Raw genomic sequence first — 20158 nt, 5'->3', positions numbered from 1 at the left:
ATCAGATGGCCGACAGTCCATTCGTACCTGCTTTTCCGATCACACCACGCGCGGTGCGTTACGTGAAGCTCGGACCTAGTGGTTCATGGGAGCAGGAAAGCAAACGGCGTGGAATCCTCCGGTTTGGGTTTGAATCCGCCGACCCAGAAACCCTCGCACTGTGTCGAGCTAAAAAGTGGGACGAGCTGGCGAGGTTGTGGCGCGAACAGGGCAAGCAGCCCCCGGGGACGGCAACGTCGTTTACGAACCAGGTCAAGGCATTTTTCGAGGACCAGGGCGACACGCTGTGGGTTTCTTTCATTGACGACGTGTTGCACTACGGTTTTTTGGAGCCGGGTGAGCCGCAGCGCTGGGACCAAAACGACGGAAACTACAGCAGCTATCGGATCGTTCAGTGTGGCTGGAGGTCGACTGACGCAGCTGGAATTACGCTGACCAAAACGAGCCTGCCCGGCACTATCACTAAGCTCACTATGTTCAGGGGCACCTCGTGCAACGTCATCGATGCCGGGCGCTTGGTGAAGCGCATCAATGGTCAGCGGTCCGATGAGGTAACCCGAGTCGAACAGGCCCGGACATCGCTTCTTGAGGCCCTTGTTCCGCTAATCCAGATGCTGCACGAGCGTGACTTCGAGATACTCATCGACATGGGGTTCGTCAACGCCGGTTGGCGCCGTTTGGGCGCTGTCGGTGGCAATCAGGCCACCAAAGATCTCGACCTCGAAGCACCCCTGACTCGCGAACGTGCATATGTCCAAATCAAATGCCAGACGACGCAGGGTGAGCTGGATGCCTACGCGAAGGATTTCGCTAACAAGGATACCTACGATCGCCTCTTCTTCGTCTATCACACCGGCCAGATCGAGAATCCTTTCGCAGAAGCGGGGGTAACGCTATTTGGAGCAGTCGATGTGGCGCGGATGGTTCTGGAAGGCGGCCTCGTGGATTGGGTTATCGATCGCGTGAAGTAGTGAGTGAGGTCTCGATGGACGCGCTTGAACGGCTGCTTGAACGCTCTGCCGCTCTCACCGACACGGTTGCGGTTCTATTCCAGGACGTGGAGTTCGACGGCAGCCCGCGAGGACAGGCGACGCTGGGGATGTGTGATATCGCATTCGAGCACGCGGAGTCTCTGAAACTGCTTATCTCTGCCGGTCTGCATACTTCCGGCATCGCCATGCTACGTCTGCAATATGAGGCGTTGGTGCGCGGGGCGTGGCTATGGCACGCCGCTGGTGATAACCAAGTCGCACGTTTGCAAGCACCATTAACGGTTGAGAACCAACAAGCCGCAAAGAACCTACCTTCGGTCAAGGAAATGCTGGCCGATCTTGGCCGCAAGGGTCCACCGGGAGCGGAGCGATTGCTCACACGATTTCGTGATCGCCTGTGGGACGGGCTGAATTCTTTCGTCCATGGGGGCATCCACCCGCTGCGACGCAACGGCGATGGTTACCCGACGGGTCTATTGTCCGACCTGGTGAAAAATTCCAATGCGGTGTCGCTGCTAACCGTACTGGTACTAGCAGAGCTATCCACCGATGCTGGAATCGCGATGCAAGTGGTAACGCTCAATCGCGACTTTGTTGATTGTGTTCCAGCCCTAGAGCCATTTCCGAACGGTTGATCGCCTGCACTGCGGCAAATCCAAGTTCTGGAAGCGGGCATCTGTGCTGTGCCTCTATGGAGTGCCCCGCAAGCGCCCTCCACTGCGGTAGCAGTGGAATATGGTTTCCAGCACCTGTCTAGGACTTCCACCCGTGCGGCGATGCCCTGCTCGATAGCCCCATGTGGCGCGTGCTGTAGCACCCAGCAGGACGCAACCAGCGCACACCTGGCTCGTTCCGTATCGCACAAGTAGAGGGACAGCTGTCAGCAGCTAGGATGCACGCAGGGTGCGACTGGTGCCGTTCTGCTTGTGCCCGAAGCAAGGGCTGACGGGCAATCGATCAAGCAGCTAGCTTCGCCACTGCTGCGGCAAGCGTACCCGGGCAGAGGTGGGCATAGCGCAGAGTCATGGCGATAGTCGAATGCCCGAGTAGTTCGCGCACGACATTGAGGTCAGTTGCGGCCCTGACCAGCTTGCTGGCGAAGTGATGGCGCAAGTCATGGAAGCGGAAGTCATAAATGCGAGCGCGGGCCAACAGTGCGCCCCATGCTTTCTTCACGCTGGCAACGCCGAACACGCGGCCCGGCGCATGCGTTTGGTTCGCCCACTGTGCAAGCACGGCATGGGCTTCCGTGTTCAACGGCATGTGGCGTTGACGCCCGCTTTTGGCGTTTTCGGCGCGAACCGTAAGCATGCGGGCGTCCAGATCGATATCAGCCCAGATCAATGACAGCAGCTCACCCCGACGCAAGCCGGTGTTTATCGCCAGCAAAACGATCGGGGTCAGATAGTCGGCATATCCGCCCACAGGGATTTCCCGCATCAAGGGGGCATTTCGGTCTGCCCGCCAGCGATTGCCCGAAGCGCGGGCGTCAGCAAGCTGTTGGTCGCGTTCAATCAGTGCTTTGCGCAACCGGACTTCCTCGTCTGCTGACAGGAACCGCACGACTTTGCGGGGCTCGGCTGACTTCTGGCGAAGCCCCAGCAGTGGGTTGCGCTCCAGCAGCTTCCATTCGACTGCTTTCGAAAGTGCGGAACGCAGGCAAGCCAAGTCGCGCGCTGCGGTGGCTTTGGCTACGGCGCGATCCCCTGTAACACGGTTGCGCCACCAGCGATCAATTGCGACCTCGTCGATTTCCGATAGCTGGCGAATCAACAAGCCAGCGAAGTGAGTCTGGATGCGCTCGACGTAATGCTGCCCACCCCGGAGCTCAACCTTCGCCCATGGCTCGTAGTGGTCATCCAGAAACCCAGCCAGCGTGCACCTGGGGCGCTCCGGTTTAGCGATGCTGGGCAATCCCTGCTGGATGACTTCGGCCATAGCCTGGGACGCGTAGGCGCGCGCCTGTTCGAGTGTCAGAAGGGTGGCTGACCCCAGCGTCCTACGCTTCCCGTGCGCCCACGTCACTATCCATGCCTTGTGACCCGAGGGCTGCACCCGTAGCAGTAGACCTCGCACGAGCGTGTCCCGCAGCTCGTAGGGGCGCTCTCGGGGCTGCGCTGTCGCTACGATGCGCTTAGTGAGGGCAGTCCTCATTGGGGCTCGATCCGTAAGTGTCTGGTAAGCCAGACGCTATCGGAGCCCTAAAGGCGGTGATCGGACGAGGAGCATCCGCAAAGGGCGCTGGGCCAACGGAAGTCCTTGAAAAACAAAAACCCGCACTGGGCGGGTTCTCGGTGTCTCTCGCGGAATGGTGGCTATGGGTGGACTCGAACCACCGACCCCAGCATTATGAGTGCTGTGCTCTAACCGGCTGAGCTACATAGCCATTGCGGATGCATTTCCCGCAGAGAGCCGCGAATTATTCCGGCTCGGCCCGTCCTCGTCAATCCTCCGCCGCCTTGCTTGTCCGCCGACAGGGGCCGTGGCAGAGTCGGACGCAGCGCATTAGTTGGAGTCCGCATCGTGATCGATCCGGACGGATACCGACCCAACGTCGGCATCGTGTTGATGCACCCGGATGGGCGCCTCTTCTGGGCCCGGCGGGTGCACCGCGATGGCTGGCAATTCCCGCAAGGCGGGATGAACAGCGACGAGACGCCGCTGGAGGCCATGTATCGCGAATTACGCGAAGAAACCGGCCTGTTGCCCGAACATGTCGAGGTTCTCGGCGCCACTCCCGGCTGGCTGCGCTATCGGCTGCCGCAACGCGCGATCCGGCGCCACGACCGACTGGTCTGCATCGGGCAGAAGCAGGTCTGGTTCCTGCTGCAGCTGACCGGGCAGGAGAGCGACCTGCGCCTCGACCTCACCGACAAGCCTGAATTCGACCATTGGCGCTGGGTCGACTTCTGGTATCCGATCGAACATGTGGTGACCTTCAAGCGCGGGGTGTACTGCAGTGCGCTGCGGCATCTCGCGCCCGTCGCGCGGCGAATCGCCGGCCTGCAGGCCGTGCCGATGCCTTGCCCGGAGCTGGTGCGGGATCCGCGCCGTAACACCGGCCGCGCGCGTCAGCGGCCGCGTTCGCGGGGCGATTCGCAGGCGCGCGGGGGCGGTTCAGAATCACCTAATTGACAATCATTCTCATTCATGGCGGAATGACGCCGCAGCCACGAGGCTGCCCAGCACCGAAAACCGCCGCATGTACGTCTGCATCTGCAATGGGGTCACCGATCACGACATCCGCCAGGCGGCGGACGCCGGGTGCCGCACCGTGGCCGAGCTGACCATGCGGACCGGCGCCGGCGCCACCTGCGGCAGCTGCCTGGATCTGGCGGCGCAGCTGCTGGAGGAAGCCCGCACCGTGCGCGAGCTTCCGCTCCCAATCCTGTCGCAGGCGGCCTGAGTCCGCAGCTGGACCGTTGACCTCGCCCGGCGAGGGCTCCGCTTGAAGCGCCGTTTCGCGGATGCACTCGATTCGCGTTTCGTCATCGCGCATCCGATAGGGTCTAGAGTCGCGCCAACGAATCGCACGGAGCCACCGCCATGAAGGGCGACGCCAAGGTCATCGAGTACCTCAACAAGGCGCTCTACAACGAGCTGATCGCCATCAACCAGTACTTCCTGCACGCCAAGATGCTGAAGAACTGGGGCCTCAACGAGCTGGCCGAGCACGAGTACAAGGAATCCATCGACGAGATGAAGCACGCCGACAAGCTGGCGGAGCGCATCCTGTTTCTCGAAGGTCTGCCGAATTTCCAAAACCTGGGCAAGCTGCGCATCGGCGAAGGCCCGCGCGAAGTCCTGAGCTGCGATCTCGCCCTCGAACTCGATGCCCTGCCGATGCTGCGCGAAGGCATCGTCTACTGCGAAAGCGTGAAGGACCTGGTCAGTCGCCGGTTGCTGGTCGACATCCTGGAATCCGAGGAAGAACACATCGACTGGATCGAGACGCAGCTGTCGCTGATCGATCGCGTCGGCGAGCAGAACTACCTGGCGATGAAACTCGAAAGCTGAACACCAGCGCCAGCTGAAAATCAGCGTCGGCTGGAAACCAGCGCCGCCGAACAAAAACGCCACCGTGAGGTGGCGTTTTTTTATGCGGCAACGATGTCAGGCCGCCCCGAATCCCGAAGCGCCGTCGACGCGCGGCCTGCGCCGGAACAGCTTGCGCCAGACCCACCACAAGCCCAGGGCGAACAGTGCCGTGATCACGACGACCATCGAGAGCGCCAGCCAGGGATGCGCGAAGACCAGCGCCAGCCCACCCACGGTCGCCAAGTCCTCGGTCACCGACGCGGTCCAGTTGCTCACCGGTTCGGGCGAGGTATTCAGCAGTGCGCGGGAGCCCGCCTTCAAGGCGTGGCTGGTAAGCGCCACGCCCGCCCCGGCGGCCAGCGCGCCGGCGCCCAGATGGCCATCCGGCGACAGCGTTGCCGCCGCCAGGAAGGCGCCGGCGGGGATACGCAGCAGCGTGTGCAGCAGGTCCCACCCGGAATCCACGCCCGGAATCTTGTCGGCAAAGAATTCGGCCGCGGCCAGCGCGCCGGACACCCCGATCACCCAGGGCGATTGCGTCACCTGCAGGGCAGTAGGCAGCTCCAGCCAACCCAGCGCACCGGCCAGGCCCACGCCGAACACGGTCAGATAGACACGGATGCCGGCCAACCAGGCCAGCACGACGCCAATTGCGAACAGGTGCGCATCCGTCATGGCCGTCTCCCGCTAGACTTCGCGCCGAGTATAGGGGAAGGGGCATTCCGTCCTGACCGGCCCGCAGGGCCGGTGGGCGGAGGTTCACGCGCGGCCGACGCCGCCTGTCCTGAGGGGCGGTGGTGCCGGCGTACTCCAAATAGCAGTGGGGAAACCATGTTCAAGAAAGACAAGAAGTCGGCGATCGCTCCTGGCCAGGTCGACACCCTGATCGGCCCGCAGGTGGTCATTCGCGGTGACTTTCACTTTTCCGGCGGCCTGTACGTCGAAGGCCGGATCATCGGCAAGATCATCGCCAGCAACGGCGAGGCGGCGCAGGTCACCATCGCCGAGACCGGCGTGGTGGAGGGTGAAGTCCGCGCCCCCAGCGTCGTGATCAACGGCCAGCTGGTCGGCGATGCCTACGGCGAACAGGTGGAGATGCATCCGAAGGCACGCGTCAACGGCAACGTGCACTACAAGGTGATCGAGATGATCGCCGGCTCCACGTTGACCGGTCGCCTCATCCACGCCGAAACCGTGGCGGTCACGGTGCAAGACAACGCCAACGTCACGCCGATCACGCCGGACGTTGCCGTCGCCTGAACCGATGGCACCGGACAGCGTCCGGAACACCGGGTCGCTGTCCACAGCGTTACCGCCGGCACACACGGCCGGCGGCCGGTGCGGCTAATCTCGGCGCATGTATCAACGTCGACAAACTTCATGGCTGCGCGAGCACTGGGGCGTGCTTGTCCTGGGCGTGCTCTTTCTGGCTGCGCTGGCGTTTGGCGGCTGGGGCCTGTGGCAGGTTTTCTCGCCGGCTTCGGGCGACCCGCGAGCGCAGCTCGCGGCGCTCCGCCGCGAGAAAGGCAACCTGCAGGATGAAGCCGAACAGCTGCAACAGCGCGTGGCGACGCTCACCCGCTCCGACCAGATCAGCCGCGACGCCAACCGCGACCTGCAAGGCGCGTTGGCCGATCGCGACGAGGAAATCGCCGGCCTGCGTGCCGACGTCGCCTTCTACGAGCGCCTGGTCGGAGCCACCGCGCAACGCCGCGGCCTGACCGTGCATGCCCTGCGAATGCAGCAGCAGAACGGCCCGGCCTGGCACTTCACCAGCACGCTCACCCAGAATCTCAACCGTGGCGCAGTGAGCGAAGGCGTGCTCACACTGTCGATCGAAGGCACCCGCGCCGGCAAACTGCAGAAACTGGCCTGGACCGACCTGCGCCAGCAGTCGGCGGCGCCGGGCGTCGTGTATTCATTCAAGTATTTCCAGCAGATCGAGGGCGATGTTTTCCTGCCGCCCGATGTGACCCCGGCGAAGGTGACGGTGCGTCTGCAGCCGCGTTCGGGCGCCGTGATCGAGCAGTCGTTCACCTGGGCCGAAGCCTTGCGCGGACAGTCTGTTGCGGAATGACGGCCGCTAGCGGGTTGAATGCGCGGCGTGCGCGCCCCATCCTGGGCACATGAGCCAGAGCATCACCCCCCTCGACACCCTTGCGCCCGACTACCAGGCGTTGGAGCGCCCGCTGCAGTTCACCTCCGCCGCCGCCAACAAGGTGCGCGAGCTGATCGTGGAAGAGGGCAATCCGGAGCTGAAGCTGCGCGTCTACATCCAGGGCGGCGGCTGCTCGGGCTTCCAGTACGGCTTCGAATTCGACGATCAGCAGGCCGAGGACGACCTCGCCGTGCAGACCGACGGCGTCACCCTGCTGGTCGATCCGCTTAGCCTGCAGTACCTGATGGGCGCGGAAGTCGACTACACCGAAAGCCTGCACGGCGCGCAGTTCGTGATCCGCAATCCGAATGCGAAGACGACGTGTGGGTGCGGGTCGTCGTTTTCGGCGTAGCATCGCCGATAATCCGCAGCACTCCGCGCTGCGAATCGCCCGATGCCGATATCCCCGTTCGCCTTCGCCGAAGCCGATGCCGTGCGTGCCGCGCTCGATCGCGCCGATCACCTGCGTACCGACAACGATGCCCTTGCACGCATGTGGCCGACTTCGCGCGTGGTCGTGCTCGACGAGAACGGACACGCCTTCGCCGACGAGGCTCGCCGCCTGCTCGCGCCCACCGGCGCGCGGCTGAGCGAAGGTCCGGGCGGAATCGGTGCAGCGGTATTTCTCGGCGTCGACGAAACGGGCACCGGATGGTTTTCGCTGGACGCCGCGCTCACCGCCTTCGAAGCGCCGCAACGCCTCGACCTACGTAGCGCCGCAACGCATTGGCCGCACTTCGATGCGTCGGTGTTCGCGCAGGCGCGCGCCGTGCAGCACTGGCGGCAGCGGCATCGGCATTGCGGCGTATGCGGCGCGCCGCTGACTTATTCGCGCGGCGGCTGGCTGGGTACGTGCACGCAATGCAAGGCGGAGCATTACCCCCGCACCGATCCCGCCGTCATAGTCGCGGTGACCGACGGTGAGCGTCTGCTGCTCGGCCGCCAGGCCGCGTGGCCCGCGCGCCGCTTTTCCACCATCGCCGGCTTCGTCGAGCCGGGCGAGTCGCTGGAGCACACCGTCGCCCGTGAAGTGCTGGAGGAAACCGGCGTACGGGTGAAGTCGTGCCGCTACCTCGCCTCGCAGCCGTGGCCGTTTCCCAGCTCGCTGATGCTCGGCTTCGTCGCCGAGGCGCATCCGGACGAGCCGCGCATCAGCGACGAACTCGAGGATGCGCGCTGGTTCACCCGTGATGAAGTCCGCGCAGCCCAGGCGCGCGAAGCCGATCCCGCGCGCGACGACGGCACCAGCCTGCTGGTGTCACCGCGCCTGTCGATCGCGCGCTGGCTGATCGACCTGTGGACGGACGGCGTACGCTGAGCGCGCAGGCTCACCCGCGCGCGTACCTGTCCATACCGGCTCTCGGCTTACGTTGGCACTAACAGCCGACCCGCTAGAATCCAGCTCCGCGTCCGAATAGAGCGCTGTCCGTCCCGCTTCCGCAAGGATCCGTCATGGCTGTCACCCTGCTCGCCGTCGTTGCCGCCCTGGTCATTGGCCACATGGCGCAGTCGCTGGCCGCGTCGGTGCGGCACTACGACTGGTACGGCAACTGGCTGGCGTGGCTCGACGCGCAGTTTCCCGAAGGCAGTTTCTGGCGCGGCCGGTGGGGCGTGGCCATGGCGCTGGTGCCGCCGCTGCTTGCCGTGCTGCTGTTCCAGATCGCGCTGAAGCTACCGCTGTATGGCCTGGTCGGCGTTCTGTTCGCGATTGCCGTGCTGTTCTACGCCTGGGGACCGCGCGACCTCGACCTCGACATCGACGCGATCGCCGAAGCTCCCGATGCGGCTTCAAGGCGCGAGGCGATGGCGAAACTGTGGCCCGACGCGCCCCCGCTCGTCGTCGACGGCGGCGCGTTGGTGTCGGCCGTATTCCAGAATGCGCTGCGCCGTTGGTTCGGCGTGCTGTTCTGGTTTCTGTTGCTGGGTCCCGCCGGCGCGTTGCTGTACCGGCTGACCGTGATGTCATGCGAAGGTCCGTTCGCGCGCCGCCTCGCGGTCGAAGCGCGCGCCGGCGCGGCCACGCTGCTCAAGCTGCTCGACTGGCCGGTCGCGCAACTGTTGACGCTGTCGCTCGCGCTGGTGGGCAATTTCGACACCGTGCTGGGCGCGTGGCGCGAAGCCGGCGGCGCATCGTTCACGCTCGATCACCGCTTCCTCGATGCGGCCGGGCGCGCCAGCGTGCGCACCGAACTTGCCGAAGAAGCCGCCGACTACGCGGACGAGCCCGGATTCGCCGAGCCCACTGCCACGCCCGCGGCCACGGTGATGACGGCACCGGAGTTGCCGGAGCTGCGCGACGCGATGAGCCTGGTATGGCGCAGCCTGTTGGTATGGCTGGCGGTGCTGGCGCTGTTCGTGATCGCCGGCTTCGTCGCCTAGTTCTAGAGCAAACCGCCGGGCACGAGCCACGCGAAGGCGGGAAGATTGCGCGCCAGGCCGAAGATCAGCAGCGCACCGATCCACATGCGGCCATCGAAGGCGACGCGCTGCAGCAGCGCCGGCAGCAAGGCGCGCCGCGTGATCCCCTGCAGCGTCATGGCGGCCAGCAAGGGCAGGCTGAGCACGAAGAACGCGTTCATCGCTAGCGCGCGCTGCAGATCGAAGTGAACCAGCGCATGCAGCGCCCGCGTGAGGCCGCAGCCTGGGCAATACCAACCGGTCAGATCATGAAACAGACACGACGGGAACCAGCTTCCCGCCGTGTTCGGATCGAAGGTGCGCAACAGCCAGATGCCGCCGAGCATCGCGCACATCGCGACGGCCGCCGTGGCGGCCATCGCGGGGCGGGACAGCAGGGATGACGGCATTGCACGCATCGTCGACGTCCGCTTTAGATCAGCGGTGTTCCATCTGCTCGGCCCAGTTCTTCCAATACTGCGTCGAGTCGTAACCGGCGATGCGCATGCCGATGTTGATCAGCAGCCCCAGGATGCACAGGCCGGTGGTGATCTGGCACCACAGCTTGGCCTGCTTCGACGCGTTCTCGGCGCCGGCACGATCGCCCGCGGAGAGCTTGCTGTTGACCTGTGAGGCGAACACGATCGCGACCACGCCCGGAATGGTGCCGACGATGCAGCACAGGCACAGCGACGCGATCGTGATCAGGATCGCCCAGACCAGATAATTCGGAAGCGGACCGAACGACTGCTGTTGCTCCGGCGGAAATGACGGCGGTGTGCTGCTCATGATGCGACCCCTTGGACGATGGTGGATGAAGTCCCCGTGGGCCGTATGGCCCTGGGGCGCATCCTAGCAGCGGGCGTTCGCGAGAGTCACCGCGCATGCCCTGGACGTCCCCTCACCCTGCGTTGCTGCGCAACACTGTCCCTCTCCCCGCAAGCGGGGCGAGGGTGTCTCTCTTCTCCCCGCAAGCGGGGCGAGGGTGCATTTCTTCTTCTCCCCGCGCCAGCGGGGAGAAGCTGCCCGAAGGGCAGATGAGGGGCGCTTTTGCTGTTGTTACGCTGCATCCCCCCGCAATGCCCGCACCTGCGCCTCCAGCAGCTCCGCCGTCACCCCCTGCGGATCGATCGGTGCATCCGCGGCTACTTCGACATGCGCACGGAAGCGGCGCGGCACGCGCATCCGGCCCAGCCGGCCGTCGCGGCGGCTCCACATGCTCGCCCACATCCCGCGCAGCGCCATCGGCACCACCGGTACCGGGCGGCGTTCGAGGATCTTCTCCACGCCCGACTTGAACTTCGCGATATCGCCATCCTGGGTGAGCCCGCCTTCGGGGAAGATGCCGACGATCTCGCCCTCGGCCAGCGCCGCGTCGATCGCATCGAACGCGCGCTGCATCACCTCCGGATTCTCGCGCGCACCTGCGATCGGGATCGCCTTCGCGGTGCGGAAGATCCAGCTCATCACCGGGATGTTGAAGATCTTGTAATACATGACGAACCGCACCGGCCGCGGAATGCTCGCCGCCAGGATCAGCGCATCCATGTAGCTGACGTGATTGCACACGATCAGCGCCGGTCCCTCATCGGGCACGTACTTCTCGATGCCGTGCAGCTTCAGCCGGTACAGCGTGCGCACCAGCAACCAGCTGAGGAAGCGCATCGCGAACTCGGGCACGATCGTGAAGATCCAGATCGCGACCAGGGCATTGGCGATGGCGAGCGCCAAAAACAGCTGCGGGATCGACCAGCCCATCAGGCGCTGAACCGCGATCCCCACGCCCGCGGCCAGCACGATGAAGAACGCATTCTGGATGTTGACGCCCGCGATCACCCGCGACAGCTCGTTCCTGGGCGTACGGCTCTGGATCAGCGCGAACAGCGGCACCAGGAAGAAGCCGGCGAACAGGCCGATGCCGACCAGATCCATCACGATCCGCCATGCACCGGGCTGGCCCAGGAAGCCCATCGCATCCAACCCGGCCACCGGCGCTACACCGCTACGTGCGAAATACAGATCGAGCAGGAAACCGGTCATGCCGATCGCGCCCATCGGCACCAGGCCGATTTCGACCGTGCGCGCCGACAGTTTTTCGCACAGCAGCGAGCCCACGCCGGTGCCGATCGAGAACAGCGCCAGGGCGAGGACGTAGATCGTCGCGTCGTCGCGCGGGGCGCCGAGGTTGATCTCCGCATAGGTCGGCAGGTTCGAGGTGATCACCGTGCCGAAGAACCAGAACCACGACACGCCCAATACGGAATTGCGCACGCCAGGTTGCCGGCGGGTCAGGCGCATGATCGCCAGCGACTCGGGCAGCGGGTTCCAGTTGATCTTCAAGTCCGGTGCGCCGGGTTCCGCGCGCGGGATGAAGCGGCTGACCACGTTGCCGGTGATCGCCAGCAGCACGATGGCGATCGCCGCCACTACAGGTCCCTGCGCGCCGGAGAGCTGGAAGATCAGCCCACCGAACAGCATGCCGGCCAGAATCGAGATCGACGTACCCATCTCGACCAGGCCGTTGCCGCCGGTGAGTTCTTCCGGCTTGAGCACCGACGGCAGGATCGAATATTTCACCGGCCCGAACAGTGTCGATTGCATGCCGGTCGCGAACAGCGCCACCAGTAGAACGACCATGTTGTGGGTGAGAAAGCCGATCGCCGCGAACGACATGATGACGATTTCCATCGTCGTCGTGATCCGGATCAGCTTCGACTTCTCCAGCTTTTCTGCGATCTGGCCGGCGGTGGCCGAGAACAGGAAGTAGGGCAGGATGAAGATCGCCGGCGCCAGGTTGGTGTAGAGCGTCTTGTCCTCGGGGCTGACGGCGAGATAGCCGAGCAGACCGATGATCGCCAATCGGTAAACGTTGTCGTTGAACGCGCCTAGCGACTGCGTCAGGAAGAACGGCAGGAAGCGCCGCTGCCGGAGCAGTTCGAACTGGTTGTGGGCCATGGGGGCTCCCTGGAGTTTGCGGGAGCCTAGCAAAGCCGCGTGACTTACCGGAACTGGCCTCCGCCTACCACCACCGCCTGCGCTTGGCCATCGCCAACGCGCCCACCACCACGCCCGCCATCAGCACGATGGTGGTGACGAACCCGCGCGTCCCCGTCTTGAAGATCGGTGCTTCGAAGTTCATCCCCAGCACGCCCGCGACCACCGCCAGCGTGCCCAGCAGCACGGTGACGAAGGTCAGCGTGCGCATGATCTCGTTGGTCCGCTGCGCGGTGTGGGTGGCGAACAGCTCGAAGCTGCCGATCACGAGCTGGCGCGCCGCCTCCACCGCTTCCAGCGTGCGCTCGAAACGTTCGTTCAGTGCCCGGAAGTGCGCATCGGTCTCCTTGCCCGCGTCGGGACGAAAATCGGGACGCGCCATGGCACCGTACACGCGGCGGTGCGGAGCCAGGAGTCGGCGAAGCTGCGAGGTCGCACGCCGCAGTACCGCCAGTTCCGCCGTGTAGCCGCGCGGCGATGGACGCTCGAGCAGTTGTACCTCGAGCCGGTCCACGTCCGCCTCCAGTTCCGCTACCGCATCGAAATAAGTCGCCATCTGCCAATCCAGCAGCGAAGCGGTGAAGCTCTCCGCGCTGAGCACGCCGATGCGCGTGTCGGCCCGCTCGCGCTCGCGCAGCTGTGCGAGATATTCCAGCGGCTGCCGGTGCAGGGTCAGCACGAAGTTGCGACCCGCCAGGATCAGGAGCGACTGTCCGGCGCACTCCCGCCGCTTGTCGCGCGCGACCGCCACCACCTTCAGCAGGAACCAGTCGCCGAAGTTCTGCAGTCGCGGGCGGCCATTGCCTTCCTCGGCCGCCGGCAGCGCCTCGGTCAATCCGAGCGTTTGCAGCAGTTCTTGCGCCTGGTCGCCCTCATGGTCGATCCACAGCAGCTGCCGTTCCGACAGAGCGCCCAAATCTACGGCATCGATACCGATCCGACGATCGCTGCCATCGGCATCGAACAAGACCGCGTGGGTGCGCTCGTCGCCCGGCGCCGGCTCGCGGTCATCGGTTCCGGCTTCGGACGAGGTGGGCATCAATGCGGTCACGGTGATCCTCGCGTGGGCCCCGCAGCTTCCGGCGGCTGCGGTGAAGGCCGGGCGAATCCACGGATGCGCGACGCGGACATGTCTGCAGGCACAAAAAGGCCCCGCAATGGCGGGGCCTTCGCACGCGAGATGCGCCTTAGTGCTCGTCGCGACGCGTCTGCGAGCGGTTGCTCTGGCTGCTCTGGTTGCCGGTGTTCTGGCGGTTGGGCTGGCTGCTATCGCTTTGGCTGGCCTGGCGCTGCTTCTGATCCTGATCGCGCCCCATGCCTTCGCGGCGTTCGGTGTTGCTGCCGGTATTCGAGCCGGGGTTCTTCGGGGTATTGCCCATGGTGTTGCTACCCATGCAATGTGCTCCTTACGTAAGCCGACTTTTGTCGACGCGTGCAATGGTGATCGAGCAGCAATAAGGCGAGGGTGAGCGACGCGCGAACATTCCGCAAACCGCCGCCGCGAATCCGCACGCGATGCGATGCCGGCCGTATTCATGCAGCGGGACGGAACTGAACGGGACCATGCCGTCCTGCGCCCGATTCACGGCGACACCACTGCTGCTGGCGGAAGGTAATCTTCAGCGATCCCGCCATGCACGTCGGGCAACCGTCCTTGCCGCACGCGTGGCGCGGATCGCAGCCCACCGTTCGGGAGCGCAGACATGAAACGGTTGCTCACGGCAGTGCAACGTCCGCTTTGGAGTCTCCCCTTCGTTCTGCTGCTCCTGCTCGCCGCGTGCGCCACGCCGCGCGTCTACACCGATCACGACCCGGCGGTGCAGTTCGGCCAGTACCACAGCTACAGCTGGCGCGAGAAAGCCGAGAAGGCGCCGCCGCTGGTCGCGCAACGCATCGTCGATGCCGTCGACACGCAACTGCGGGCTAAAGGCTGGACGCTGATGCCGGAAGGCGGCGACGTCGTCCTCGCCGCGCACGTCGCCAGTCGCCAGGAATACGAGCTGGACACCTTCTATGACGACCCGTTCTGGGGCGGCTGGGGCTGGCACGGCGGCTGGGGCCACGGCTGGGGTTGGGGCATGCACAGCGGCTTCGACACGACGCGCGTGCGCAGCTACACCGTCGGCACGCTGGTGCTGGACATGTTCGATGCCAAGACCAAGCAGGCGATCTGGCGCGGCACGGCAGAAGGCACGGTGCCGAAGAAGCCGGAGAAGCTCACCGCCGACATCCAGGTAGCGGTGGCGAAGATATTCGAAGATTTCCCCCCGGGAAGCGCGCCGCCGCGATAAAAACAGCAGCAGCGCGAAGGTACGGCTACGAGACGGCGAGGGGAGCAGTCGCTCCGTTACCGTGGTGACGAGATCTGCGTGGACACGGCATCCTCGCGCAGGATGCGCAGGATCTCCGCGACCGCGGCATCGTTGTCGCACAGATCGTGCCCGCCGTGGACGATCAGCGTGGACGCGGCGCCGGGCAGTAGCGCACTGGTGAGCGGCACGACGCCGTCGCCCGGGGGCTCGGCGCCAGGCAATTCGCCGGCGATCACGTGGTATGGAATGCCGTTGGGCAACAGCGATTCGCCTGCGCGCCGCACCGGCTGCGATACCTGCAGGGTGGAAATGCTGTTGAGCTTGCCCTGTCGGTAGGTCTCGAGCAGATCCGCCTGCACCAGCTCCGGATGCTCGCGCACCAGGGCGCGTAGCACGCGGATCTCGTCGGTGCTATCGCCCATCAGATTGCGGAATGCGCGCCCGAACCAGTTGTCCGCATTCGGACTGCCGCGGTGCGGTGCGCCCATGAAGATCGCGCGTCCCACGCCGGGATACGGCCGGAAGCGGAACACCGCGTCGACTAGACCGGCGGCCTCGTGTTGCAGCTGTTGCGGTCCGACGGTAAAGACCACCGTCCAGATCGAATCGCCGCTCTCGACGCACAGCATGCGCGCCACCACGCCGCCGAGACTGTGGCCCACCAGCACCATTCCAGACCGCGCCGGTGCCTGGCCTTCCGGATCCAACTCCCGCCATGCCTCGTCCAGGTAATTCTGCGCGCGGCGCCGGATCACCAGCGTCGGCGCGTTGCTGTTGTAGACCAAGTGCCAGACCTGGAAGCCGGCACGCAGCTCCGCGTTGCCTTGCACCGCCTGCGTCAGCCGCGCCCAGGTGAGCGCGTCGCCGCCGAGTCCGTGGATCATCACCACGACGCGCCGCGTGGGATCGAAGGGCTCGCTCAGATAAAGGCCGGCATCGCCGTCGCTGTCGAACACACCCAGCAAGCGCAGCGCCGCACCCATGCGCCGTAGCAGGAAGCGCGCCGCCCCGGGGCGATAAAGCTGCTGCGATGGTGCGAGCATCTTCATGGTTGGTCCGCGCTCGAAGCCGCGGGCGGCGGCGCGTATTCGACACGATTCTAGAGCCGGCCGCGACCGGCCGCATCCACGAGTTTGCGGCATGCGGCACCAGCCGCTCCTGGGACGACTCCCTCGAAAAGGACACGCCTACTGACTGATGCTCACATCCATCGCATCGTCCGTCTGCCGCGCCTGTACCCGCAAGGTCTTGGTCTCCCCGCCTGCCGCCACGAACAACCGCGCCTCGCCGGCACGCCGGACCACGACGGTCACCTCGCCGAGTTCATGCCGCGTGATCGCGATCATGTCCGGATCGTCCGTGCTCCAGTTGCCGTTGAGATCCACGTACTGATCCTGCGCATCCACCGATTGCAGTTTTGCCTGCACCACGTACTGCTTGCCGGGTTGGGCGAAATGGAACACCGGCGGCGATACCCAGCGATCGCCCAGGAACAGACCGCGGGTAACACGCGGGTCGAGGCGGAAGCTGACCACCGTGCGCGTTTCGGGTTTTGCAGCCGTAGACACGCGGTTCGAACTCGCTGCGGATGCCGCGATGGCGTTGGCCGATGCCGCCGAAGCGCCTTTCGGTGCCTCGCTGCCAACTGCATCACCGCTATCCGCGTGTCGCGAATAGGCCAGTGTGAACACGGCCGCCGCCAGCACTACGAGCATGCCGACCAGCAACGATCGCTGCGCCGCCTTGCTCCGCTTGCCCGCTTCGTCGCTGCGCTGCATGGCATCACTGCTCGAAATGATCCGGCCCCGTGCCCGCCACGCGCGAGACGTTGAGGAAGGCAGGGATCCGCTCGGAATGTCCCGCCGCGCCGACCGGCAGCAGACGGCGGAAGCAGAACGACGTGCTGCACACGCTGGTGCCGCTGGTCTGCGTCAGCAGGCTCGCGCGGCCTCCGGTGTTGTCGGGTGCGCGCCCATCCACCGGGATGAACAACTCGGGCCGGTCGAACGGCGCCTGTTCGCGCGCCACGCGCTCGTCGGTGAGGCTGAGCAGGAAGGCGGTGAGGGCGACGCGGTCGTCCGACACCAACTGCGCGCTCGAGGTCACGTTGAGAATGTTGAAGGCCTTGTGCGGTCCGTTGGTGACTGGGAAGTCGCTGCCGTGCGTATAGAAATTCACCGCTTGCCGCAGCGTCAGCTTGCCGCCGTTGTGGAAGTAGGGCCCGGTCAGTTCGACGTTGCGCAGTTGCGGCACCTTGGCGGCACCGCGATCGCCGGCGCGATTGACCGCGGGGAAGGTACCGAGCAACGGACCCTCCGCGCGATTGAGTTGCTGGTTGAGCCGCGCCTGGCCATTGAACGGACCGAGCAGGTCGAGGTAGCTGTCGATCAACGGCAAAGCGGTGCGCGTGTTGAGCCCGACTTCTATCTCGCCCAGCTCCGGATGCGCGCGACCGAGCGGGAAGGGATTGACCCACGGCGCCAGATGCCCCGGTAGTCGCGGCGAGAGCGGACGCCCGCTCGCACCCGGATTGAGGCGCTGGTCCTGCGCCGTCGCCGCGAACAAACCGCCGGCGGTGCCGCGCGCCGGATCGAACGTGGGCAACGCGGTGCCCGGCACCATGCCGGTGCCGCCCACGTTCTTCAACGCCAGCGTGGTCAGCGACAGCGGCCAGCCCCAGGGATCGTTGCCGCCGCGCAATGCGTCTTCGGCGGTGGGCCGCACGGCGATGTTGTAGATGCCGCGGTCGAACATCGCCGAGCCTTCCGGCTGCCCACCATTGACGGCCTGGTTGATGAGGTGGCGCTGCAATGCGCTTTCGGCGTTGCCGTTGATCAGGGCTTCGAGCAGGAAGCCCGAGGCGACGCGCGGCCGGCCCAGCGCCTTGCGTGAGCTCTTGGTGCCTGGCGTGGTGAACTCCGCGGTGAAGTCCATCAACGTGAGCTTCCCGACCATGTCCATGCTGTTGCTGCTCAGCAGGCCGCCGGTGTGGCAGTTGCCGCAGCGCGCGGCGCGGAAGTCCGGATTGCGGCCGCTGAGGTTGGTGCCGAAGAACAGGTCCATGCCGAGCAGGCGATCGTCCTCCGCGCGTGCCGGCACGGCGCGGGTGAAGCCTTCGGCCTCGGTGAAGCACGGCTGGCGATTGCCGGTGCTGCTGCACAGGGGCAGCGGCGCGCCGCGGAAACCGCGGAAGGCTTCCGGATTGCGGTCGAGGAAGCGATCGAACGGTGTGTCGTCGGAAATCAGCAGGTCGGTGTACGCCTGCGTCGCCAGCCCCGCGAACAAGGCGAAGTTCGCCTCCATCTGAGTGAACTGCGCGCGGTCGGCCGGCGCCGCGGCGCCGCTGGCGAGCGACAGCACGAAGCCGTCGAAGGGATCGCACCCGGCCGGCGAGACCACGCCGTTGCTCGCACTGATGCATGCGGCCGTGGTGCCATTGAGATGCTGCGTGGTGTTCGACCACAAGGCATCGAAAAACGCCTGCTGGATCAGCTCGCGATAGTTCAGGCACAAACCCGGCCGGCCGCTTGCGACCGCGCGCCCTAGCGCGACGCAGCGCGAACCGCCCTGATTGGAGAACGGACCCAACACGCTATCGCTGGTCGACACCAACTGCCCCGCCAATGGCGTGACGTTCGGCGCGGCGACCGTGCCATCGCCCTGCAGCAGCTTCTTGCCGATCTTGGGCCAGCTGCGGCCGGTGAAAGACATCTCGAAATCCGATAGCGCCGGCCCGACCATCTGCGAGGCGATGCTGGAGAAGCGGATCAACTGCCGCGTGCGCAACAGCGTTCCGTTCTGGTCGACGATGACATGGCTCTGCGGATCGCTCGCGCCGGAAATGCTGCCGCCGTTGAAGTCGTGCCGCGCACGCCCGTCCCAGAAATTGTCGAAGAAGAACGCCGCATTGATCATCGTCGGCGTGTTGCGCGGCTCGACGCGACGCAGGCCCTGGTAGAGCGGGATCGGATCGGTGATCGCCGTGCCCAGGTCGGGCAGCAGCGCGCGCACGCCGCCATTCGCCGGCCCGAAGGCGTTGGTTCCCGGCACCGGGATATCGTCGAAGCGGCGCAGGCGTACGCCCATCGAACCCACCACGTCGTTGCTGTCCCGGATCACGTTGGCGGAATTGAAGCGCGGCTCGCCCGCCGCGCCCTGCTGGATCAGCTTGTGCGTGGGGAAGTCGTTGAGGCCCAGGTCGCGATTGACGTTCTGGTCCAGCGCCACCGGCTCCGTAGTGGGATGGCGGTTGCGGAACACCTCCAGCTGCGTGTCGCCGCCCAAATGGTCCGGGTTGAGCGCATTGCGTACGCGATTATCGGTGCCGGCGGAGAAGTGACAGGACGCGCAGGCCTGCACGCCGTCGCTGCCCAGCTGCATGTCCCAGAACAGGGCCTTGCCCAGCACTTCCGCCATGCGCGGGTCGCGGATGTAGTCGCTGGGATTGGACGGCGCCAGATCCTGCGGACGCGAGGCGAGAGCGCCTTCTGAATTCACCGCATAGGCGCGGTCTACGCTGGGTTTGGCGAGCGAAGTGATGATCCCGCGCGAGGGATCCAACAGTCGCCCCGTGTTGCCGGAGCACGCCGCACGCGTCTCGGTCCAGCCCAGACGATTGTCGGTGCCGCACACGGCCGCGCCGGAGTAGCCCGTGGGTTCGCCCGGATCGCCGCCGTCCGAGCGCAAGGGACTATTGAAGTCGATCGCCGGCGGATCGCCCGCGCCAATGCGCGTGGATCCCGCCGAGATCGCGCCGAGGTCGGCGAAACTCGACACGCCGGGGAACGCAGGATTGAGCAGGCGCATCTGCTCGCCCGTCGATGGGTTGTAGTCCAATGGATGCACGACCAGGCGCGGCAACAGCGCGTCGTCGCACGGCGGCAAACCCGTGCTTGCATCGTACGTACAGCCTGCCGGCAGGAATGAACGACGGCGTTGGATCGTCGCGCAGCGCGCGGCGAATCCCTGCCCATTCGGCAATGCGGCGCGGCCTGAGGCGTCGGGCGGGCACGTCGTCGTCGCGTAAGGATTGTCGAGCAGTTGTTCCAGCTCGCTCCAGACCGGCATCTCTTTCAGCGACTGGAACGCGGTATCGCCGCGAAACGGAAACGAGGGCGAGAGTCCATCGTCCTGATCGGGTGTATCGATGATGCCGCCGGCGGCAGCGAGGATCGACCCGGCCACCAATAAGACGGCGAGTACGCAAATCGACTGTCTGGCATTCATGCCGAAACCTTGCGCCGCCCACTCCGCCGCACGACGCGGCG

Annotated in this window: 21 protein-coding genes and 1 tRNA gene; 11 read left to right on the top strand and 11 right to left on the bottom strand. The window is 65.4% G+C overall.

Annotated elements, in window-relative coordinates; all coding sequences use genetic code 11:
- The first annotated feature begins 5 nt into the window (after nucleotides 1-5).
- Together ACYVJ8_RS08445 and ACYVJ8_RS08440 are read left to right on the top strand one after the other, a co-directional pair.
- Nucleotides 6-971 carry a hypothetical protein gene (locus ACYVJ8_RS08445; RefSeq protein ID WP_460711299.1) on the top strand — a complete coding sequence of 322 codons (966 nt, stop codon included), beginning with the start codon at nucleotides 6-8 and terminating at the stop codon, nucleotides 969-971.
- Between the two features lie 14 nt (nucleotides 972-985).
- The gene (locus ACYVJ8_RS08440; RefSeq protein WP_460711297.1) at nucleotides 986-1627 is read left to right on the top strand and encodes a DUF6988 family protein; all 642 of its coding nucleotides are present in this window, start codon (nucleotides 986-988) and stop codon (nucleotides 1625-1627) included.
- A gap of 322 nt (nucleotides 1628-1949) precedes the next feature.
- Here ACYVJ8_RS08440 and ACYVJ8_RS08435 read toward each other — a convergent pair whose 3' ends face one another.
- Both ACYVJ8_RS08435 and ACYVJ8_RS08430 read right to left on the bottom strand, forming a co-directional pair.
- Nucleotides 1950-3146, bottom strand: coding sequence for a tyrosine-type recombinase/integrase (locus ACYVJ8_RS08435; RefSeq protein ID WP_460711295.1), 1197 nt, complete (start codon nucleotides 3144-3146; stop codon nucleotides 1950-1952).
- Between the two features lie 155 nt (nucleotides 3147-3301).
- Nucleotides 3302-3378, bottom strand: a tRNA-Met gene (locus ACYVJ8_RS08430).
- Between the two features lie 137 nt (nucleotides 3379-3515).
- Here ACYVJ8_RS08430 and ACYVJ8_RS08425 point away from each other — a divergent pair.
- From ACYVJ8_RS08425 to bfr, 3 genes are all read left to right on the top strand, one after another.
- Complete coding sequence (locus tag ACYVJ8_RS08425; RefSeq protein WP_460711292.1) at nucleotides 3516-4127, top strand: RNA pyrophosphohydrolase; 612 nt, start codon at nucleotides 3516-3518, stop codon at nucleotides 4125-4127.
- A gap of 67 nt (nucleotides 4128-4194) precedes the next feature.
- Nucleotides 4195-4398, top strand: coding sequence for a (2Fe-2S)-binding protein (locus ACYVJ8_RS08420; protein ID WP_460711290.1), 204 nt, complete (start codon nucleotides 4195-4197; stop codon nucleotides 4396-4398).
- A gap of 140 nt (nucleotides 4399-4538) precedes the next feature.
- Complete coding sequence (gene bfr / locus ACYVJ8_RS08415) at nucleotides 4539-5009, top strand: bacterioferritin (RefSeq protein WP_460711288.1); 471 nt, start codon at nucleotides 4539-4541, stop codon at nucleotides 5007-5009.
- A gap of 96 nt (nucleotides 5010-5105) precedes the next feature.
- Here the strand turns inward: bfr and ACYVJ8_RS08410 are convergent, their stop codons facing one another.
- Entirely contained in the window at nucleotides 5106-5705 is a 600-nt protein-coding gene (locus ACYVJ8_RS08410) for a DUF4126 domain-containing protein (RefSeq protein ID WP_460711286.1), read from the bottom strand.
- Between the two features lie 156 nt (nucleotides 5706-5861).
- Here ACYVJ8_RS08410 and ACYVJ8_RS08405 point away from each other — a divergent pair, with 156 nt between their 5' ends.
- The 5 genes from ACYVJ8_RS08405 to ACYVJ8_RS08385 all read left to right on the top strand — a co-directional run bounded on the left by ACYVJ8_RS08405 (nucleotide 5862) and on the right by ACYVJ8_RS08385 (nucleotide 9567).
- Nucleotides 5862-6290, top strand: a complete 429-nt coding sequence (locus tag ACYVJ8_RS08405; protein ID WP_460711284.1) for a bactofilin family protein — start codon at nucleotides 5862-5864, stop codon at nucleotides 6288-6290.
- Nucleotides 6291-6387: 97 nt separating this feature from the next.
- Nucleotides 6388-7107 carry a DUF6776 family protein gene (locus tag ACYVJ8_RS08400; RefSeq protein WP_460711282.1) on the top strand — a complete coding sequence of 240 codons (720 nt, stop codon included), beginning with the start codon at nucleotides 6388-6390 and terminating at the stop codon, nucleotides 7105-7107.
- Nucleotides 7108-7156: 49 nt separating this feature from the next.
- On the top strand, nucleotides 7157-7540 hold the full coding sequence (gene erpA / locus ACYVJ8_RS08395; RefSeq protein WP_460711280.1) for an iron-sulfur cluster insertion protein ErpA: 384 nt from the start codon (nucleotides 7157-7159) through the stop codon (nucleotides 7538-7540).
- 42 nt (nucleotides 7541-7582) lie between these two features.
- Nucleotides 7583-8506, top strand: coding sequence for an NAD(+) diphosphatase (nudC, locus tag ACYVJ8_RS08390; protein ID WP_460711278.1), 924 nt, complete (start codon nucleotides 7583-7585; stop codon nucleotides 8504-8506).
- A 134-nt stretch (nucleotides 8507-8640) separates the two neighbouring features.
- Nucleotides 8641-9567: a hypothetical protein gene (locus tag ACYVJ8_RS08385; RefSeq protein ID WP_460711276.1), complete on the top strand. Its 927-nt coding sequence runs from the start codon at nucleotides 8641-8643 to the stop codon at nucleotides 9565-9567.
- A 2-nt stretch (nucleotides 9568-9569) separates the two neighbouring features.
- Here the strand turns inward: ACYVJ8_RS08385 and ACYVJ8_RS08380 are convergent, their stop codons facing one another.
- The 5 genes from ACYVJ8_RS08380 to ACYVJ8_RS08360 form a co-directional block, all read right to left on the bottom strand.
- Nucleotides 9570-9995: a DUF2752 domain-containing protein gene (locus ACYVJ8_RS08380; RefSeq protein ID WP_460711274.1), complete on the bottom strand. Its 426-nt coding sequence runs from the start codon at nucleotides 9993-9995 to the stop codon at nucleotides 9570-9572.
- Nucleotides 9996-10023: 28 nt separating this feature from the next.
- Nucleotides 10024-10374 carry a CD225/dispanin family protein gene (locus ACYVJ8_RS08375; protein ID WP_460711272.1) on the bottom strand — a complete coding sequence of 117 codons (351 nt, stop codon included), beginning with the start codon at nucleotides 10372-10374 and terminating at the stop codon, nucleotides 10024-10026.
- A gap of 270 nt (nucleotides 10375-10644) precedes the next feature.
- Entirely contained in the window at nucleotides 10645-12540 is a 1896-nt protein-coding gene (locus ACYVJ8_RS08370) for an MFS transporter (RefSeq protein ID WP_460711270.1), read from the bottom strand.
- A gap of 64 nt (nucleotides 12541-12604) precedes the next feature.
- Entirely contained in the window at nucleotides 12605-13630 is a 1026-nt protein-coding gene (locus ACYVJ8_RS08365; protein ID WP_460711268.1) for a magnesium transporter CorA family protein, read from the bottom strand.
- A gap of 136 nt (nucleotides 13631-13766) precedes the next feature.
- Nucleotides 13767-13973, bottom strand: a complete 207-nt coding sequence (locus ACYVJ8_RS08360) for a hypothetical protein (RefSeq protein WP_460711266.1) — start codon at nucleotides 13971-13973, stop codon at nucleotides 13767-13769.
- A 309-nt stretch (nucleotides 13974-14282) separates the two neighbouring features.
- Between ACYVJ8_RS08360 and ACYVJ8_RS08355 the strand changes: the two genes are divergently transcribed.
- Nucleotides 14283-14870, top strand: a complete 588-nt coding sequence (locus ACYVJ8_RS08355; RefSeq protein WP_460711264.1) for a DUF4136 domain-containing protein — start codon at nucleotides 14283-14285, stop codon at nucleotides 14868-14870.
- A gap of 56 nt (nucleotides 14871-14926) precedes the next feature.
- Here ACYVJ8_RS08355 and ACYVJ8_RS08350 read toward each other — a convergent pair whose 3' ends face one another.
- The 3 genes from ACYVJ8_RS08350 to ACYVJ8_RS08340 form a co-directional block, all read right to left on the bottom strand.
- Nucleotides 14927-15940, bottom strand: coding sequence for an esterase/lipase family protein (locus ACYVJ8_RS08350; RefSeq protein ID WP_460711262.1), 1014 nt, complete (start codon nucleotides 15938-15940; stop codon nucleotides 14927-14929).
- Nucleotides 15941-16078: 138 nt separating this feature from the next.
- Nucleotides 16079-16669: a hypothetical protein gene (locus ACYVJ8_RS08345; protein ID WP_460711260.1), complete on the bottom strand. Its 591-nt coding sequence runs from the start codon at nucleotides 16667-16669 to the stop codon at nucleotides 16079-16081.
- Between the two features lie 4 nt (nucleotides 16670-16673).
- Entirely contained in the window at nucleotides 16674-20117 is a 3444-nt protein-coding gene (locus ACYVJ8_RS08340; protein ID WP_460711258.1) for a cytochrome c peroxidase, read from the bottom strand.
- Between the last annotated feature and the right edge of the window lie 41 nt (nucleotides 20118-20158).

The sequence above is a fragment of the Lysobacter terrae genome, from assembly GCF_054782215.1.
The sequence above is the reverse complement of the archived record's forward strand: the minus strand, read 5'-3'. Positions and strand labels throughout refer to the sequence as shown.

Excerpts from the sequence above, each read along its gene's own strand:
- ACYVJ8_RS08370 (WP_460711270.1), bottom strand. The coding sequence starts at position 12,540 with ATGGCCCACAACCAGTTCGAACTGCTCCGGCAGCGGCGCTTCCTGCCG.
- ACYVJ8_RS08440 (WP_460711297.1), top strand. The coding sequence starts at position 986 with ATGGACGCGCTTGAACGGCTGCTTGAACGCTCTGCCGCTCTCACCGAC.
- ACYVJ8_RS08405 (WP_460711284.1), top strand. The coding sequence starts at position 5,862 with ATGTTCAAGAAAGACAAGAAGTCGGCGATCGCTCCTGGCCAGGTCGAC.
- ACYVJ8_RS08340 (WP_460711258.1), bottom strand. The coding sequence starts at position 20,117 with ATGAATGCCAGACAGTCGATTTGCGTACTCGCCGTCTTATTGGTGGCC.
- ACYVJ8_RS08375 (WP_460711272.1), bottom strand. The coding sequence starts at position 10,374 with ATGAGCAGCACACCGCCGTCATTTCCGCCGGAGCAACAGCAGTCGTTC.
- ACYVJ8_RS08345 (WP_460711260.1), bottom strand. The coding sequence starts at position 16,669 with ATGCAGCGCAGCGACGAAGCGGGCAAGCGGAGCAAGGCGGCGCAGCGA.
- bfr (WP_460711288.1), top strand. The coding sequence starts at position 4,539 with ATGAAGGGCGACGCCAAGGTCATCGAGTACCTCAACAAGGCGCTCTAC.
- ACYVJ8_RS08355 (WP_460711264.1), top strand. The coding sequence starts at position 14,283 with ATGAAACGGTTGCTCACGGCAGTGCAACGTCCGCTTTGGAGTCTCCCC.
- ACYVJ8_RS08410 (WP_460711286.1), bottom strand. The coding sequence starts at position 5,705 with ATGACGGATGCGCACCTGTTCGCAATTGGCGTCGTGCTGGCCTGGTTG.
- ACYVJ8_RS08435 (WP_460711295.1), bottom strand. The coding sequence starts at position 3,146 with ATGAGGACTGCCCTCACTAAGCGCATCGTAGCGACAGCGCAGCCCCGA.
- ACYVJ8_RS08420 (WP_460711290.1), top strand. The coding sequence starts at position 4,195 with ATGTACGTCTGCATCTGCAATGGGGTCACCGATCACGACATCCGCCAG.
- ACYVJ8_RS08380 (WP_460711274.1), bottom strand. The coding sequence starts at position 9,995 with ATGCCGTCATCCCTGCTGTCCCGCCCCGCGATGGCCGCCACGGCGGCC.
- ACYVJ8_RS08360 (WP_460711266.1), bottom strand. The coding sequence starts at position 13,973 with ATGGGTAGCAACACCATGGGCAATACCCCGAAGAACCCCGGCTCGAAT.
- ACYVJ8_RS08400 (WP_460711282.1), top strand. The coding sequence starts at position 6,388 with ATGTATCAACGTCGACAAACTTCATGGCTGCGCGAGCACTGGGGCGTG.
- ACYVJ8_RS08385 (WP_460711276.1), top strand. The coding sequence starts at position 8,641 with ATGGCTGTCACCCTGCTCGCCGTCGTTGCCGCCCTGGTCATTGGCCAC.
- erpA (WP_460711280.1), top strand. The coding sequence starts at position 7,157 with ATGAGCCAGAGCATCACCCCCCTCGACACCCTTGCGCCCGACTACCAG.
- nudC (WP_460711278.1), top strand. The coding sequence starts at position 7,583 with ATGCCGATATCCCCGTTCGCCTTCGCCGAAGCCGATGCCGTGCGTGCC.
- ACYVJ8_RS08350 (WP_460711262.1), bottom strand. The coding sequence starts at position 15,940 with ATGAAGATGCTCGCACCATCGCAGCAGCTTTATCGCCCCGGGGCGGCG.
- ACYVJ8_RS08445 (WP_460711299.1), top strand. The coding sequence starts at position 6 with ATGGCCGACAGTCCATTCGTACCTGCTTTTCCGATCACACCACGCGCG.